Below are 14,821 nucleotides of genomic sequence, written 5' to 3'. Positions count from 1 at the left end.
CCGTTCTCCAGTGCCAGGGTGGCAAAAGTGTGGCGCAGATCGTGAAACCTGATTTTCTTACACCCGGCCCGCTGCAATATGATCTGGAGCCGCTTCCGCGCCACACCGGGAGAGAGGGGCGTGTCCTCCTTCACCGGGGACGGAAACAGCCACCGGGAATCCACACGGCTCCGATACTCCCGCAGCACCTCCACCACGCCCGGCGGCAGGAGTAGTTTTCGGATCGACGCTTTGGTTTTGGGGACGCTCAGCTGGAGCTTGCCATTCACCTCATAGACTTGCTTGTTCACCGTCAGCACCCCGGTATCGAAGTCCAGGTCCTCCCACTGGAGAGCCATCAGCTCCCCACGGCGCAGGCCGGTACATAAGTCCAGGAGGAACAACTCATAGTAGCCCTCAGCCTGGGCCTGGATGAGGAACCGCTGGAGCTCCTGCCGCCCCAGCACCTGCATCTCCCGGCCCCGCTTGGGCGGCAGCTTACAGCCAATGGCCGGGTTGGTGCGGAGCAGTCCCTCCTGCACCGCCTTTTCCAGCGCCGAGCGGCAGGTGGCGTGGCAACCCCGGACCATGGTGTCGGACAGGCCCTCGCCAAACTGTTGGGTGCGGATGAGCCGCCCGCTCTTTTTCAGCTTGGTATAGAACTGCTGGAGGTCCTTTTGCGTCAACTGGTTCAGTGGGATCTTCCCCAGTTCCGGAATGATATGCCGATAGATCTTGCCCTCGTAGCAGGCCTGGGTGGTGGGACGGAGTTTGGGTTTGGGCCAATTCTGATACCAGAAGTCCAGCCACTCTCCAAAGGCCATGTCGGGGCGGATCTTCTCCGCTTTGGGACCGCTCACGGTCTCCAACAGCGTTTTCAGTTTTTCCTGACACTCCCGTTTGGTTTTGGCCAGGACACTTTTGGTTTTGGGAAGTCCTCTTTCGTCATAGCCGATGACCGCCCGTCCCTCCCAGCGCCCATCCTTGCGCTGCCTTATGGTTCCGGTGCCTTGCTTGCGTCTCTTTGCCATGGTTTCAGCTCCTTCCCAAAGATCTGTTCCAGGAAGCCGCCCACCACATCGCTGGCAGCTTTCTGCATATCCGGCGTCACATGGGTGTAGGTATCCAGGGTGAAGGATGCGTTGGTGTGACCCAGAATGCCGGAGAGGGTCTTAGCGTCCACCCCACTGGTGAGGGCGTGAGTGGCGAACGTGTGGCGCAGATCGTGAAATCTGAGGTGCGGCAGTCCCGCCTTTTTCAGGATCACCTTCATCCAGTAGTAGGCGGCACTGGGGCGGACCGGCTTTTCCGGCGCAAGGGGCTCTGGGAAGATCCACTGACTGACGGCGTGCTTCTTCCGCTCCGCCAGCCGCGCCGCAGTGCTGGGCGGCAGATGGATGGTCCGTCTGCCCCGGCTGGTCTTGGTCTCCCCGATCTCCAGTTCACCTCGCTTTGGCACGTTCACTGAGCGGAGGATCTTCAGCGTCCCCGCCTTTTCATCAAAGTCCTTCCACATCAGTCCACAGATCTCACCCCGGCGCAGGCCGGTGGTCAGCTCGGTGTAGAAGAAGTCCCGCCAGACCGGATCCTGTTCCACCACCTCCAGGAAGGCATCCATCTGCTCACGGCTCAGGACCTGCTTGGGCTTGCTCACCACCTTGGGCACCGTGGCCCCATCTGTCGGGTTTCTTGCGATCACATGGGCGGTCTCTGCATCCCTTAGGCACCGGTGGAGCATGGCATGGATGCGGCACACCATGCTGTCCGACAACTCATGGCCGTGCTCCGGATGTTCGTGGACACGGCCCTCCCACTTCAGCTTGGCGTACAGCTTTTGAATGTCCACTCTTGTGATACGGGAGATCACCTTGTTTCCCAGATAGGGTTTGATATAGCACCGCGCGTACTGCTCATAGCTACGCAGGGTGTTGGGGCGCAGAGTGTGCGCGGCATAGTCCTCCATCCACCGGTCCAGCCACTCGCTCAGGGTCAAGCGGCTCTCCTCCGTGAGTTCCGCGTCCTGATAGAGTTCCATGTCCCGGTGGAGCTTGTCCAGCAGTTCCTTCTGTGTTCTGGCCAGCACATACCGGAAGATGGGTTCGCCATTTTCCTTGTGGCCGACTACAATGCGGCCTTCCCAGCGTCCGTCCTCCCGCTTGCGGACCATGCCGTCGCCGGACGGTCTTCGCTTTGCCATGTTCTTTCTCACCTCCAGGTATTTTTCTCTTTGATTTGTGATGCAGTTTTTGCAGGGTTCACCGGATGGGTGGGAACCTGTGGGGCTCTGCCACCCATTGGAACAGCACTGCACCGCAGCGGCGGCAGATCAGGCAGCGCATCCGGTTGCCCAGGATGCCGTGCTTCTTGAAGGTGACGATCCCCTCACCGTGCTGCCAGCCCAGCCCGAGGTCATCACTGCCGCAGTAGCGGCAGCGTTGGATAGGCAGTCGATTCGTGGTCATCCTTGCTCCTCCCTTCGGCCATCTCTGCGGAGCAGTTCCACCAGACTGCCATCGTCTTCGTCCAGCGCTTCCAGGATCAGACGCGTTCCCAGACGGAAGCCCAGGATGAAATTCTCCAGAGCCAGCGTGCTGCCGATCTCGTTCTCCGCGTTGATGAGCCGCAGCAGCAGACTGTAGGCTTTGTCCTCCAGCAGTTTAGTCAACTGTTCTTCGCACTCCTGCGACTGTTCCATCGCGTTCATCAGGGATGTGCCGGAACGGATCTGGCGGTCGTATGGAGTGATGTTCCCGTAGTATAGGTCTTCCAGTGTTTCTCGCATGGTGTGTACCTCCTCTCCTTGTCAGCAACACACCATACCACAGAAACGGAAAATAGCCACTGGAACCTCGTTTTATTATCAGAACATTCACAATTTTAATCAGTGCTGAAATCGGCTCAAAAACGGGCCAATATCCCCAAGGTGACCCCCGCGGGTGCACCTCTGAACCCCTTAATTTCAGCGGGCTTGCGGGATTTCCTGCTCCATTCCGGCCACCTGTGACGCCCGAATTGATCCAAACCGACCACCTTAGACCCCCGCCTCCAAAAGCCCGCAAACCCTTGCGCCGCCCCGCTTTGCGGGACGGTGTGACCGGCTGGAGGGTCGCTTGCGACCCCCTGCCTTTATCCTGCACTAAAATCGACCGACTGCTGCACCCGAACATTTTGGTTTGGGAGAGCCGGACGCTTGGCGCACACAGCCCGCACACCGTGCCCTGCAACTTGGGTGGGGCGTGTGCCCTGCCCGCACTGCCATCGCCGCACACAACTCATCACAGGCCGCGCAGCGGCGTGGTCATGCGCTCTGTTCTTTGTCAGAAGGAATGAACTCCACACCGGACTTCTCCGCCTGCTGCTGCGCTCGCTGTCGAGTTGTTGCTTGTTCCAGCGCAGACAGTTGCCGTTCGTAAAACTGGTCGATCACCTTTTGAATCGGGAGCAGAAAAATCTCATTGGGCAGAGAGAAAAAATTTCCGTGGTCGTTGTTTTTCATGCTTCACCCCTTGTGTGTTTTTTCACCCGCTGGATGAATCATTCCTTTGGTACTACCATTCTGTTGCCGATGCGCAGCACCGGGAAGTCCGGTTCGTGCATCAGTTCATAGGCACTGGACGGCGCGACACCCAGCACCTTCGCCACCAATTCCGAATTAAGAAACAGCGGCAGTTCGTCGTAGCTTTTGTAACTGGATTCCTTCATCATTACAACCTCCTGCCGAAAATTTCCGCACTGTGTACCCATTAAAAACTTAAATTCTATAAGACCTCCGACTAAATTTTGCGACCTGATAAAAGTGGAATACTCCGATTTTGATCTGTCTGCTGAACGCGGACTCTGCAATCTTGCACGAGCACCCATCTACTTCTCTTGCCGATAGCATTTGCACATGACATGGTTTTGACATAGTTCTCAGGCACCGTCTGATGCTCCTTTTCACTATGTATTGGGGAGATCATATCCCTTTGACACACTCTTGACAGGAAAAAACGGAGCGCCTGCTTTGTCGCAGACGCTCCGTTTAAGGTTACGGTAATTCACTTTTGTACTGGTTTCCGCAGTCGGCATAGTCCCTCCGCCTCGTCCCATTCTTTCAGCAGGCAGGCCAGAGCAGAAAAGAATTTCTTTTGCAGATAGTCCACACTGCCCCGGTTCAACTGATGGGCCTCGTCATATTTGCGGATGGACAGACCCTCTATGAACCGCTCCCGGAAGTAGTCTTTGTATTCCGACAGCACGGTTTTCAGGGCATTTTCCAGAAACTGCAGGTCCTCTTTCAGTTTGGAGAAGTCACTTTTGGTGGCGGCAATGAATCTTTTTTCCTTCACACAGAGGGAATATTTGTTCCGGTCGAAGGCGTAGTGCTCGCAGAGGTCTTTTGCATAGGCGTAGTAGGTAAGAGGCTGATGGTACTCGCGGGAGTCGTATGCTTCATCTGGCTGTGGTCGCTGCCGTTTGCGGAGCGCTCCACGAAACCCCTCTTCCTCGCCGCTCTGCGGCCTCTCCCGATACCTCCATGTTGACCACGCTTGTGACTTCTACGATGGATGCAACGGGGGAATGTTTTCATTGTCTACAGCATCACAGCTTCGGGGAAAGTCGCGTAGTTTGCTTCCAATTGGCAGTTTACAGAATCTTTACCTTCAATTAACTAAAACGCGGTTGCAAAATTTTATGAGGGGAGGGTAAAATTCTTAATCGGAGTGTGTACTTATGAAGATTTCTTTGACCAACATCACAAAATCATTCGGTGGAAAGCAGGTCATCCGGCCCACCGACCTGACGGTGGACAGCGGCAGCTTTACCACCCTCCTGGGCCCCTCCGGCTGTGGCAAGACCACCTTGCTGCGGATGATCGCTGGCCTGGAGGCCCCGGACACTGGGGAGATCTGGCTGGATGAGGTATGCGCCTTCTCCGTTGAGAAGAAAATCAACCTACCTCCGGAGAAGCGGGAACTGGGTTTCGTCTTTCAGGACTTCGCTCTATGGCCCCACATGACGGTCTTTGAGAATGTGGCCTTCGGCCTCCGGGCCCGGAAGGACACGGCGGACCTGAATACCAGAGTCCTCGAGGCCCTGCGGGCGGTGCGGCTGGAGGAGTATGCCGGCCGCTATCCCCACCAGCTCTCCGGCGGGCAGCAGCAGCGGGTGGCCTTTGCCAGGGCCATCGTCATCCGCTCCAGCTGTATTTTGTTCGACGAGCCCCTCTCCGCCCTGGATGCCCTGCTGCGGGAGGAGATGCGCCATGAGCTCAAGGCGCTGGTCTCCCGACTGGGGGTGACGGCGGTGTTTGTCACCCATGACCAGACCGAGGCCATGAGTATGAGCGACAAGATCGCTGTTTTGAACGGCGGCGTGGTGGACCAGTACGATACCCCCGAGAAGATCTACCACCACCCGGCCACCGCCTTTGTGGCCCGGTTTGTGGGCAAATCCAACTGGCTCAGCGACACCCAGCTGTTCCGCCCGGAAGCCGCCCGGACCGAGCCTGCTGAGGGGGCCTGCCACTATGAGCTACCGGTGCGCAGTGTCCAATATCTGGGCGACAGCTATGAGGTCACCGCCAACCATAACGATGTAACATGGATGTTCCACCAGAGCCAGCGGGTTGTCCCCGGCCAGATGCTGTCCATTTACATAGATCCCAAAGATATCATCACATGCAAAAAGGAGAGAGAATAAACATGAAAAAGAGAAAGATCGCGGCCCTGCTGATGGCCGGTGTCATGAGCCTGAGCATGGCCGCCTGCGGCCAGAGCGCCGACAACAGCGGCGCTGACAGCGCCAAGGGTCAGACCAGCCAGGAGACGCAGCAGCCCCATGGCAGCGAGTCCTCCACTCAGCTGTCCGGCAAGGTGACCGTATACATGCCCAGCCCCGCGGGACTGGCCGATGACCTGGCCGCCGCCTTCACCAAGAAAACCGGCGTGGAGGTGGAGCAGTTCCAGGGCACCACCGGCGAGATCCTGGCCCGCCTTGAGACAGAAAAGGCCAATCCCGTTGCAGATGTGGTCATTCTGGCCTCCTGGTCTGACGGCCTTTCTATGAAGGAGAGCGGCCAGATCATGAGCTACACCCCTGAGAACGACAACAAGGCCAACTGGATCGACGAAGACAGCATGCTCTTCGGCACCAGCGCCTCTGCCGTGGGCGTCATCTACAATACCACCATCTACCCTAAACTCTCCGCCGACTGGGCCGATCTGGCCGGGGCCGACTACACCGACAATATCGCCATCCCCGACCCGGAGAAGTCCGGCGCCTGCAAGGACTTCCTGGCGGGCTTCGTCACCGGCGTGGAGGGCGGCGCAGACATCCTGCAGTCCTGGGCCGACAACGGCCTCACCGTCCCCGGCGCCAACAAAGCCGCGCTGGAGGCCGTGACCACCGGCGAGAAGGGTATCCTCATCGCCGGCGTGGACTACAACGCCTACTCCTCCATGGCCAAGGGCGAGCCCTTGAATATCTACTATCCCGCCACCGGCACCGTCATCAACCCCCGGCCCGCCATGATCATGAACACCGCCCCCAACGCCGACAACGCCAAGGCCTTCATCGATTTCCTGTACAGCGACGAGGCCCAGCAGATGGTGGCCGAGGCCTATCTGCTCCCCGGCCGCAGCGATGTGAAGTGCGAGGGCCGCACCAACCTGGAGGACATTCCGCAGATCGACAGCGACTGGACAGAGATGATGGGCGTGGCCTCTGAAACTGCCGCCAAGCTCAACGAGATCTGCCAGTAAGGCTGGACGGGAGGAACCATGAGATCATCCACGACCTGGAAAAGCAGCGCCCTGCTTTGGCTGCTACTGGTATTCCTGGCGGGTCTGATCCTCTGTCCCCTGATCACCGTATTCGCCAAGGCGGTCATCATCGATGGCCGCCTTGACCTGTATCAGGCCTGGTCCATTATTGCGGACAGCGAAAATCTTCAGACCATCGCCAACTCCATGCTCCTGGGGGTGAGCGTGGTGCTCTGCTCCACCCTCATTGCCGCCCCCACCGCTTATTTTCTCTCCCGCACCCAGGTGGGCCGCCATAAATGGCTGGACATCCTGTTCATGGTGCCCTTTATGACTCCCCCCTACATCGCCTCAATGGGGTGGATCTTGTTTATGCAGAAGCGTGGACTCTTCCAGCAGCTCTTTCCCGCCACCGGCTCTTTCTCCGAGAGATTTTTCTCCTTCGGCGGGCTGGTACTGGTGATGAGCCTACATGTATTCCCCTTCCTCATGACCATACTGAAAAACGCCATGCTGAACATCCCGGCCAGCCTGGAGGAGAGCGGCGCGGTCTTTGGCGCGGGGTTCACTCTGCGGCTGCGGAAGATCTTCGCCCCCCTCCTCACCGGCAACTACGCCATCGGGGTATTGCTGGTGTTCGTCAAGACCCTGTCGGAGTACGGCACCCCCTACACCCTGGGCCGGCGGATCGGCTTCTATGTCTTCACCACCGATATCCACCGCTACTCCACCACTGCCCCCATCGACTTTGGCCGCTCCGCCAGCCTCTCATCTATACTGGTCTGCATCTGTATGGGGATGTGGCTGCTGCAAAACTACATTACCAGCAAGAGAACCTACCGCCTGGTGAGCGGAAAGGGGTCCCGCCCGGCCCAACACAAGCTTTCACGGGGCGGACTGGCCCTGGCCTGGGGCTGGGTGGCTCTGGTGATTCTGGTGGCCATCGGTATCCCCTATTTCTCCATCATCGCCACCTCCTTGATTAACCTCCGGGGCTACGGCCTGGCTCCTGGCAACTTCACCCTGGCCCATTATATGGAGCTGTTCACCACCCCCAAAAGTCTGGATGCCATCAAGAACAGCGTCTTTCTGGCGGTGTCCTCCGCCACCATCTGCTCCGTACTGGGTACGGCGGTGGTGCTGGCAGTGCGCCGGGCCAGGGGGCGGCTGGGAAAGGTGGTGGAGGGGGTGAGTCTGCTGCCTGAGATGCTGCCGGGCATCGTGCTCATCATCGGCATCATGCTCTTCTGGAACGCTATCTACAAGCTGCTGCCCCTCTACAATACCATCGGCATCATGGTGCTGGCCTATGTGGTGCTGTACCTGCCCTACACGGTACAGTATGTCACCTCCGCCTTCACCCAGATCAATGACAACCTGGTCCAGGCGGGCCGCACCTTCGGCGGAAGTCCTGCCTATGTATTTCGCCGGGTGACCCTGCCCATGATCTCCAAGGGCATCGTGGCCGGGTGGATGATGATCTTCATCATCGCCTTCCGGGAGCTGGTCACCGCCAGCCTCATCGCGCCCCCCAACACCCTGGTGGTGTCCACCTACATCAACCGGGAGTTTGAGCAGGGCAGCGTCTCCCTGGGCATGGCCATGGCGGTGCTCTGCGTCCTCATCACAACCGGCACCCTGCTGGTAATGAACGCCCTCACCGAGAGAAAGGGGAGGGGCTGATGCGGGTGAAATTTGCCGGGGGCGTGGGGGAGCACGGCAGGAGCTGCTTTCTGGTGGAGGGGGAGGCACTCTCCTTTCTGGTGGACTGCGGCCTCATGGCCGAGGACGAGCGGCCCTGGCCCCACCTGACGCCGCAGGAGATCCAAAATCTATCCTATATCTTCCTCACCCACTCCCACGCCGACCACAGTGGAGCCATACCCTGGTTGGAGGAGCAGGGGTTTGCCGGGACGGTGGTAGCCAGCGCTGAGACTCTGGAGCAGCTGAAAACGCGGCCCCAGAGGCGGAGCAGCCTCGCAGAATTTGTCCCGCCCGCCGGCCTGGCAGTCCGCTGGGGCCGCTCCGGCCACTGCGCCGGCAGCCTGTGGTATCAATTCCGCCTGGAGGGGCGAAGCCTACTTTTCAGCGGGGACTATACGGAGCACTCTTGGGCATACGCCGCCGACCCCATCCGTGGCGTGGCGGCGGATCTGGCGGTGCTGGACAGCGCATACGGCCCGGAGCCGCGAAGTGCCGGGGAGATGGTGCGTGATTTGCTTACCGGGGCGGAGGAACTGCTCGCCCACCAGGGGAGCCTCCTGCTGCCGGTGCCCAAATATGGCCGGGGGCTGGAGCTGGCCCTGCTGCTCCACCGGGCTTGGCCGGACCTGCCCCTCTATGGGGACGGCCACTTCCTGGAGCAGCTGGCCTGGGCAGCCCGGGACTGCCGCTGGACCCGGGAAGCGCTGCGGGAGGGCCTCTCCGGCCTATCTCCCCTGCCCCTGGGGGACCGGCCCCCGGCGGTGGGCCTCTGCTTTGTCAGCGACCCCCAGCTGCGGGCCCCGGAACTGGAGGCCCTGGCCCGGCGCTTTGCCGGGGCCGTCCTCCTCACCGGCACGGTGGAGGGGGGGACGGGCAGCGCCCGCCTCCAAAAGGAGGGGCTGGCCGCCTTCTGCCGGCTCCCCGTCCACTGCACCGACCGGGAGCGGGAAGCCCTGGAGGGGGTCAACTCCTTTGACCGGGTGGTGCCCTACCACACCCCCGCCCATCCCCTGGAGGAACTGGCCGGAGCCGGGGAAGATCAGGCAGACCGGCGGAGCATGGTCCTCCGAGATGCTGGACTCAAGGGGAATCTGACGCCGGAACGGTGAGGATGGCGGAAATCTCCGCATCTCAGAACGGAACAATATGTCTTTGTTTACAGCCCTGCAAATGTTGATTCAAGTCCAGGTGAGCAGCAAAGACTTGGGAGAAAGATTACTTGCCAATTTGAAGTTAGGGAAATACGGAGCGGAAGAAGCTGGGCAGCTCCCATTGTCGATAGAAACTCGAACGATTCGGTGCCAGGGAAGATAATAATTTGCGCAAGCAGCGCTTGCGTAAATCGTGGGTTGACCACAAAACCAGCCACAGACAGCGGTGGAACAGGTGGAATTTCTGCGTTCAAAGAGTGACGGAAAGTAATCCGTCCGGAGAAAAAATACCTGTAAAACATCAAAAAAGGCTAGAAAAAATGAAAAACCGCTGTTGGTAAGGATGAGGTCGGCAGTTCGAATCTGCCCAGCAGCTCCAAAAATCCTCAAAAACTTCGGTTTTTGAGGATTTTTTATTGCAAATTTTGATTTTTGCTGTGGGGTAAAATGTGGGTCAAACTTCTGACCCACACGGGGAAAGAGACGGAAAGATTCAAAGAGTGCCGGGCAGGAAGTTGTACTTCCTGCTCGGCTTTTTTCTCTGTCTTACATGACCTGCTCCATGAAGTTTCCCATGGTCTGGGCCGCTTCGTCCTGCTTCTGCCTTGTTGCGTGGGTGGTGGAAGCGGATGTGGGGGAGCCCAGCATCCTTTAGAATCTTCTTATGGAGGTTCACCACCGAATCTGGATGGTGCATTTCCCCGGTGATAGGGGAGGGGAACAGGTAGGGACTATCCGGGTGCTTGTCGTGCTCCTGGATCAGCAAATCCACCGCCGCCTGCGGAATAGATACCAGCCACACTGAGTTCTCCGTTTTGGGCCGAGTGAGTTCCAGGGAGCCATCCGGGTTGCGGACATACTGCTTGCTGACGGAGATCGTTTTGCCCTGGATATCCACGTCCTCCCATCGCAGGGCCACCAGCTCTCCCTGTCGAAGACCGCTGACCAGCTCCAGATAGAACATAGGGAGCAGCTCCCGCCGCTGTGCGGCTTCCAGGTAGGCCCCCATCTGCTCTGGGGAGAGAACTTTCATGTCCAGCTTCCGGGGCTTTGGGACGATGCAGTCCTCACAGGGGTTCCGGGGAATAAGCTGCTCTTTCACTGCCCGGTCCAGGGCGGCATGGAGCATCAGGTGGACGCTATGGATAGATGTGCTTCCGAGTTGGCACCCAGCTGATTTCGTAATCCTCGTACGCCATGTTCTCAATAAAACTCTCCCGGTCGTCTGCGTACTCCAGCGCTTCATTGATTGCCTGGATTAGATCCAGCTTCCAACTGTCACCACGGAGCCCTGCCTGATACTCCCCAGGCCGCATCTGCCGTTTCCGGGTGTGCTTTTTCGGCGGCTCCAGCACGCTCAGCCCGTGGGCCATACAGATCTCATCATTCACCTGCCGGTGCCGCTGAAGGTCAGCGGCGTTTTGGTGGAGTTTTCTGCCGTCCGCACAACTCACACTGTTGACCACCAGATGGTTGTACAGGTGGTTGGTGTCTATGTGGGTGGCCACCAGGACCTCATAGTCCGGAAACTGCTTCTGTGCGAACTCGACTCCGATGGCGTTGACCTCCTGGGGCGTCTCCTCTCCCCACAAAGGGCCATGCCCTTTGTGGGGGCCCCATTGATTACCTCTATCCATTGATTTCGCCCGTTCCTTTCCCTGTGCGGGCAAGCAGATACTTCGCGGCTTTGTACTTCTTTTCTGCGCCACTGAAACGTATATCAGAGACTTACAAGTCTTTATTTTCTAACTGAGCTGCCATCTGTTGTCCGATGCAGAAAAAGTGGGGTGCCACAATTCTCGATTGCGGCACCCCACTGGAACAGTTAATATGTTTAGGAGGAAGAGTATGAAGGGTGTTCAGGAGGAGAAATACACTTACTTTAGGTGAGGGATATTCAGAATATCGCGGGCCTCGTCAGGGGTGGCGACCTCCAGACCCAGTTCACGGATGATGCGCACTGCGCGCTCTACCATCTGGGCGTTGCTCTTGAGCAGCTCACCGGGGGCATAATAGATGTTGTCCTCCATGCCCACGCGGGCGCCCCCGCCCTTCAGAACGGTCATGGCCATGCCGGGCACATGGTTCTTAGCGCCGATGGAGATGGTGGAGAAGTTGACGAACTGATCCCGGGGCAGCTTCTTAATCATAAAGTCCAGGTTCTCTTCGGAGAAGGAGATGGCGCCCTGACTGATTTTGTCCATGCCCATCACAAAGGAGAGGGAGACAGGACCGTCCAAAACGCCAGCGGGCTGGAGAATGTTAAAGATGTCCTCTACGGAGGTGGGTTCAAAGCACTCCAGTTCAGGCTTGATCCCCATGTCCTTCATCATCTTGGCATATTTGATGAGGAAGTCACGGTACCATTCGTAGACAAAGGTGCGACCGCCCCAGCTGGTGCTGATGAGGGAGCAGTCCAGGGAACACATGTCGGGCTTGACCAGATCCTTATCATAAAGCAGCTTCATGCCGTCTTCTGCACAGGTACCGGCCCGGTTGGCAGGGGCGGTGGAATACTGGGTGATTAGATTGCACTTGGCCCGGATACCAGCGCCGATCTCATTGTAAACTGCGGGATCATTGGTGGAGATTCCCTCCTTGTCACGGGCGTGTACATGGACGATGGCGGCGCCTGCATTGTAGCACTCATAAGCGGAATCCGCGATCTCCTTGGGGGTCAGGGGGATGTTGGGGTTGGCCTCCTTCCCATGGAAAGCGCCGGTCTGTGCAACGGTGATGATTACTTTGCGAGCCATATGATCGTTCCTTTCTGATGATTTATCATAAAATGAGCTTTGATTGCAAGGTCTTGTGCTTAGGTTAGGGCGCAGCCAACGGAGTAGCCCACCAGGCCAATGGCCAAAGAGCTGGCGACCATCATAACGATACCGAAGATGTAGACCTTCTTGCTGTCACTCCAGTCGTTGCCATGGAGCATGGCGATACAGGCGAAGGAGGAGGGCAGCAGGTAGGCGCAGGAGCCGGCCATGGTGGTGCACAGGGCGATGCCGGCAGGGTTAATGGCGCCGCCGCTGGCGAGGGCCAGGGACACGCCTACACCGGTCATTACCGTGATGGTGGAGACATTGGAGGCGAAGTTGGTCAGCAGCACGCCGGCAGTGGTGATGATAAGGACCACCACAATGGGGGGAACAGAGCTGGTCAGGGGGGTGATGTTGGAGGTGATCCAGGCGTTGATGCCGGTGAGCTCGTTGGACATGGCGCTGCCAAGATAGACGCCGATGGCGATGAAAATCAGGATGGCCCAGTTGATCTGACTGTTCATGACCTCCTTGAGGTTGATGATGGGCTCATCATTGACGCTGATGACCGCCATGAGTACCACGGAGAGAATGGCCCAGAAGGTGATGCCATAATCGTTCAGTGCCGCTACCCAGGGGGCCTCGGTAAACATACCGGCCACGCCGGGCAGCATCCACATGACTACGGTGCCGAAGAAAATGATGACGGTAATGAGCTCCCGCAGCTGCATTTTGCCCTGTTGCTTAAGCACCTTCTGCACATCGAAGTGTTCAAACTTGCTCATGTCCACCTTGCGGCAGGTCAGCCGCATGACGGCGGTGAGGAACACATAGAGCACCAGACCGGTAGGCACACCAAAGGTCAAATAGGTGAACAGGCTCATGCTGGCACCAGCGGCAGCCTCATAGATGCCCATACCCAGCAGGGCCAGGGAGTGGGAAATGGGGGTCATGGCACCGCCGATAATCACGGCATAGATCACCATGATGTTGGCAATGTGAGGATAGGCATCCTTCTTGGTATAGCCGAGCTCCTCATAGACCTTGTTGGCAAACATCAGCATGAAGGCGGCAGCGGGGACCTGATCCATAAAGCAGGCCAAGATGAGTCCGATGGTGGCCATGGAACTGGTGAACACCCAGGGACTCTTGCTGACGAATTTCATGCTCATGAATTTTGCTACCAGCCGATCAGTGAAGCCAGACTTGTTTAGAGCATAAGTCATGACAAAGCTCATCAGAACAAAGTATACGATCCAGCTTCCCAGGGTCCCAGCAATGGCTGCGTTCAATGAAGCCACGCCGGTACGGCCCAGCAGGGCCACTGCCAGAATCGCGGGCCACACTGTGTCCACCAGACTCAGTAGCAGTACTGTACCGATAAACACACCAATCACGCGCATACCAATCTGGGTCAGTGGAGCGGGCGCGGGGACCACCCAGAACACTGCAATAATCAGCAGGCTGATTAAAATTTTCAACAGTGTCGGTTTTGGCATTGATAGTCTCTGTTTTTCCACACAAATCTCTCCCATTGCATTATAGTTCGAACCTGGACGGGATGGACGACTGTGCCATCTCGCTGTCGACCCTATATAAAAAGCAATCTATATACCAATTTTTCTTTGGATGGCCATTCAAAGCGTGAATACAGAAATGAAATACGAAAATACTTCTATTTTTCAGCATTCAGAGGGAAAATGAACGTAAAAATGAAATAAAAATTTTCGAAAGGACGTTGTTGTCTGAGGTGAGTGGGGAGGGAATGTAGGATTTCTCAAACACAGAGAGAAAACAGAGTGTCTTTTTCCAACACAAACACAAAGTGGGTGCCCTGCCAGTTCTGGCAGAGCACCCACTTTGTACATCAGGTATTGCTCAATCCATAGCGCTTGATCTTATCATAGAGGATGCTTCGGTCAATCCCGAGTCGTTCAGCAGTTTCCTTTTTATTCCCATTGCATAGTTTCAGCATCCGCCGGATGGCCGTTTTTTCTGACTGCTCCCGGACCTGCTTGAGCGTCCATGTTGCTCCAATTTCTGCCTGTGGCGGATCGGTCTCTGTCGTGGGAAGATTCAGACAGGATGTGTTGATGGATGTGCCGGTACTATAATTGAAGGCCCGTTCAATGCAGTTTTCCAGTTCTCGGATATTTCCCGGCCACTGGTACTGCTGCAGGGCCAGGGCAGCCTCTGGCGAAAAGCCTGTGATATTCCGGCCAAGCTCCCGGTTGAATTTACGCAGGAAGCTCTCCGCCAGGGGCAAAATATCCTCCGTGCGTTCCCGCAGAGGGGGCAGGCGGAGATGGATGACGTTGATGCGGTAATAAAAATCCTCCCGGAATGAACTGAACCAGTAAAAACGGACAGTGACAAAATACCCCCTGATGTAGGAAAATAGACTACATCAGGGGGTATCGTTATGCGGAAACGAAATTACACACAGGTTCAGGGGCTGCTGCCGGAAATCAAAGTCATGCTG

General features: G+C 57.4%; 17 protein-coding genes. 4 read left to right on the top strand and 13 right to left on the bottom strand.

The features are described from left to right. From Q0Y09_RS00840 to Q0Y09_RS00810, 7 genes are all read right to left on the bottom strand, one after another. The coding region (locus Q0Y09_RS00840) for a site-specific integrase (protein ID WP_297716480.1) at positions 1 to 1,010 on the bottom strand (1,010 nt) is incomplete at its 3' end. After that, positions 974 to 2,176, bottom strand: coding sequence for a site-specific integrase (locus Q0Y09_RS00835; RefSeq protein ID WP_297716479.1), 1,203 nt, complete (start codon positions 2,174 to 2,176; stop codon positions 974 to 976). The genes Q0Y09_RS00835 and Q0Y09_RS00840, both read right to left, overlap by 37 nt. Positions 2,177 to 2,234: 58 nt before the next feature. After that, a complete protein-coding gene (locus Q0Y09_RS00830; RefSeq protein ID WP_297716478.1) occupies positions 2,235 to 2,441 on the bottom strand; it encodes a hypothetical protein in 207 nt (68 codons plus the stop codon). Beyond that, a complete protein-coding gene (locus tag Q0Y09_RS00825) occupies positions 2,438 to 2,761 on the bottom strand; it encodes a DUF6809 family protein (protein ID WP_297716477.1) in 324 nt (107 codons plus the stop codon). Before Q0Y09_RS00825 ends, Q0Y09_RS00830 begins: the two co-directional genes overlap by 4 nt. A gap of 516 nt (positions 2,762 to 3,277) precedes the next feature. Continuing rightward, positions 3,278 to 3,475, bottom strand: a complete 198-nt coding sequence (locus Q0Y09_RS00820; protein ID WP_297716476.1) for a hypothetical protein — start codon at positions 3,473 to 3,475, stop codon at positions 3,278 to 3,280. Positions 3,476 to 3,513: 38 nt separating this feature from the next. After that, positions 3,514 to 3,681 (bottom strand): DNA-binding protein, encoded by a 168-nt coding sequence (locus tag Q0Y09_RS00815; RefSeq protein ID WP_297716475.1) that lies wholly within the window; start codon positions 3,679 to 3,681, stop codon positions 3,514 to 3,516. A gap of 335 nt (positions 3,682 to 4,016) precedes the next feature. Continuing rightward, on the bottom strand, positions 4,017 to 4,307 hold the full coding sequence (locus Q0Y09_RS00810) for a hypothetical protein (RefSeq protein WP_297716474.1): 291 nt from the start codon (positions 4,305 to 4,307) through the stop codon (positions 4,017 to 4,019). Between the two features lie 385 nt (positions 4,308 to 4,692). On the opposite strand from Q0Y09_RS00810, the gene Q0Y09_RS00805 reads away from it, so the two are divergent. The 4 genes from Q0Y09_RS00805 to Q0Y09_RS00790 are packed head-to-tail and all read left to right on the top strand — an operon-like array spanning position 4,693 to position 9,535. Continuing rightward, the gene (locus Q0Y09_RS00805; protein ID WP_297716473.1) at positions 4,693 to 5,661 is read left to right on the top strand and encodes an ABC transporter ATP-binding protein; all 969 of its coding nucleotides are present in this window, start codon (positions 4,693 to 4,695) and stop codon (positions 5,659 to 5,661) included. Between the two features lie 2 nt (positions 5,662 to 5,663). Then, positions 5,664 to 6,722, top strand: coding sequence for an extracellular solute-binding protein (locus Q0Y09_RS00800; protein ID WP_297716472.1), 1,059 nt, complete (start codon positions 5,664 to 5,666; stop codon positions 6,720 to 6,722). Positions 6,723 to 6,740: 18 nt separating this feature from the next. After that, positions 6,741 to 8,405: an iron ABC transporter permease gene (locus Q0Y09_RS00795; RefSeq protein ID WP_297716471.1), complete on the top strand. Its 1,665-nt coding sequence runs from the start codon at positions 6,741 to 6,743 to the stop codon at positions 8,403 to 8,405. Continuing rightward, entirely contained in the window at positions 8,405 to 9,535 is a 1,131-nt protein-coding gene (locus Q0Y09_RS00790) for an MBL fold metallo-hydrolase (protein WP_297716470.1), read from the top strand. Before Q0Y09_RS00795 ends, Q0Y09_RS00790 begins: the two co-directional genes overlap by 1 nt. 69 nt (positions 9,536 to 9,604) lie before the next feature. Here the strand turns inward: Q0Y09_RS00790 and Q0Y09_RS00785 are convergent, their stop codons facing one another. The 6 genes from Q0Y09_RS00785 to Q0Y09_RS00760 form a co-directional block, all read right to left on the bottom strand. Then, positions 9,605 to 10,048 carry a hypothetical protein gene (locus tag Q0Y09_RS00785; RefSeq protein WP_297716469.1) on the bottom strand — a complete coding sequence of 148 codons (444 nt, stop codon included), beginning with the start codon at positions 10,046 to 10,048 and terminating at the stop codon, positions 9,605 to 9,607. A 22-nt stretch (positions 10,049 to 10,070) separates the two neighbouring features. Next, the gene (locus tag Q0Y09_RS00780; protein WP_297716468.1) at positions 10,071 to 10,706 is read right to left on the bottom strand and encodes a site-specific integrase; all 636 of its coding nucleotides are present in this window, start codon (positions 10,704 to 10,706) and stop codon (positions 10,071 to 10,073) included. A 10-nt stretch (positions 10,707 to 10,716) separates the two neighbouring features. Next, positions 10,717 to 11,169: a relaxase/mobilization nuclease domain-containing protein gene (locus Q0Y09_RS00775; RefSeq protein ID WP_297716467.1), complete on the bottom strand. Its 453-nt coding sequence runs from the start codon at positions 11,167 to 11,169 to the stop codon at positions 10,717 to 10,719. 285 nt (positions 11,170 to 11,454) lie between these two features. Beyond that, positions 11,455 to 12,333, bottom strand: coding sequence for a 3-keto-5-aminohexanoate cleavage protein (locus Q0Y09_RS00770; protein ID WP_297716466.1), 879 nt, complete (start codon positions 12,331 to 12,333; stop codon positions 11,455 to 11,457). Between the two features lie 59 nt (positions 12,334 to 12,392). After that, positions 12,393 to 13,820 (bottom strand): SLC13 family permease, encoded by a 1,428-nt coding sequence (locus Q0Y09_RS00765; RefSeq protein ID WP_297716465.1) that lies wholly within the window; start codon positions 13,818 to 13,820, stop codon positions 12,393 to 12,395. A 386-nt stretch (positions 13,821 to 14,206) separates the two neighbouring features. Continuing rightward, entirely contained in the window at positions 14,207 to 14,605 is a 399-nt protein-coding gene (locus Q0Y09_RS00760) for a helix-turn-helix domain-containing protein (protein WP_297716464.1), read from the bottom strand. Between the last annotated feature and the right edge of the window lie 216 nt (positions 14,606 to 14,821).

The organism is Intestinimonas sp. (genome assembly GCF_026169115.1).
GTDB lineage: Bacteria > Bacillota > Clostridia > Oscillospirales > Oscillospiraceae > Intestinimonas.
The sequence above is the reverse complement of the archived record's forward strand: the minus strand, read 5'-3'. Positions and strand labels throughout refer to the sequence as shown.

Bases quoted from the DNA above. Each gene is read 5' to 3' on its own strand.
- Q0Y09_RS00835 (WP_297716479.1), bottom strand. From the start codon at position 2,176: ATGGCAAAGCGAAGACCGTCCGGCGACGGCATGGTCCGCAAGCGGGAG.
- Q0Y09_RS00830 (WP_297716478.1), bottom strand. From the start codon at position 2,441: ATGACCACGAATCGACTGCCTATCCAACGCTGCCGCTACTGCGGCAGT.
- Q0Y09_RS00825 (WP_297716477.1), bottom strand. From the start codon at position 2,761: ATGCGAGAAACACTGGAAGACCTATACTACGGGAACATCACTCCATAC.
- Q0Y09_RS00820 (WP_297716476.1), bottom strand. From the start codon at position 3,475: ATGAAAAACAACGACCACGGAAATTTTTTCTCTCTGCCCAATGAGATT.
- Q0Y09_RS00815 (WP_297716475.1), bottom strand. From the start codon at position 3,681: ATGAAGGAATCCAGTTACAAAAGCTACGACGAACTGCCGCTGTTTCTT.
- Q0Y09_RS00805 (WP_297716473.1), top strand. From the start codon at position 4,693: ATGAAGATTTCTTTGACCAACATCACAAAATCATTCGGTGGAAAGCAG.
- Q0Y09_RS00800 (WP_297716472.1), top strand. From the start codon at position 5,664: ATGAAAAAGAGAAAGATCGCGGCCCTGCTGATGGCCGGTGTCATGAGC.
- Q0Y09_RS00795 (WP_297716471.1), top strand. From the start codon at position 6,741: ATGAGATCATCCACGACCTGGAAAAGCAGCGCCCTGCTTTGGCTGCTA.
- Q0Y09_RS00790 (WP_297716470.1), top strand. From the start codon at position 8,405: ATGCGGGTGAAATTTGCCGGGGGCGTGGGGGAGCACGGCAGGAGCTGC.
- Q0Y09_RS00780 (WP_297716468.1), bottom strand. From the start codon at position 10,706: ATGCTCCATGCCGCCCTGGACCGGGCAGTGAAAGAGCAGCTTATTCCC.
- Q0Y09_RS00770 (WP_297716466.1), bottom strand. From the start codon at position 12,333: ATGGCTCGCAAAGTAATCATCACCGTTGCACAGACCGGCGCTTTCCAT.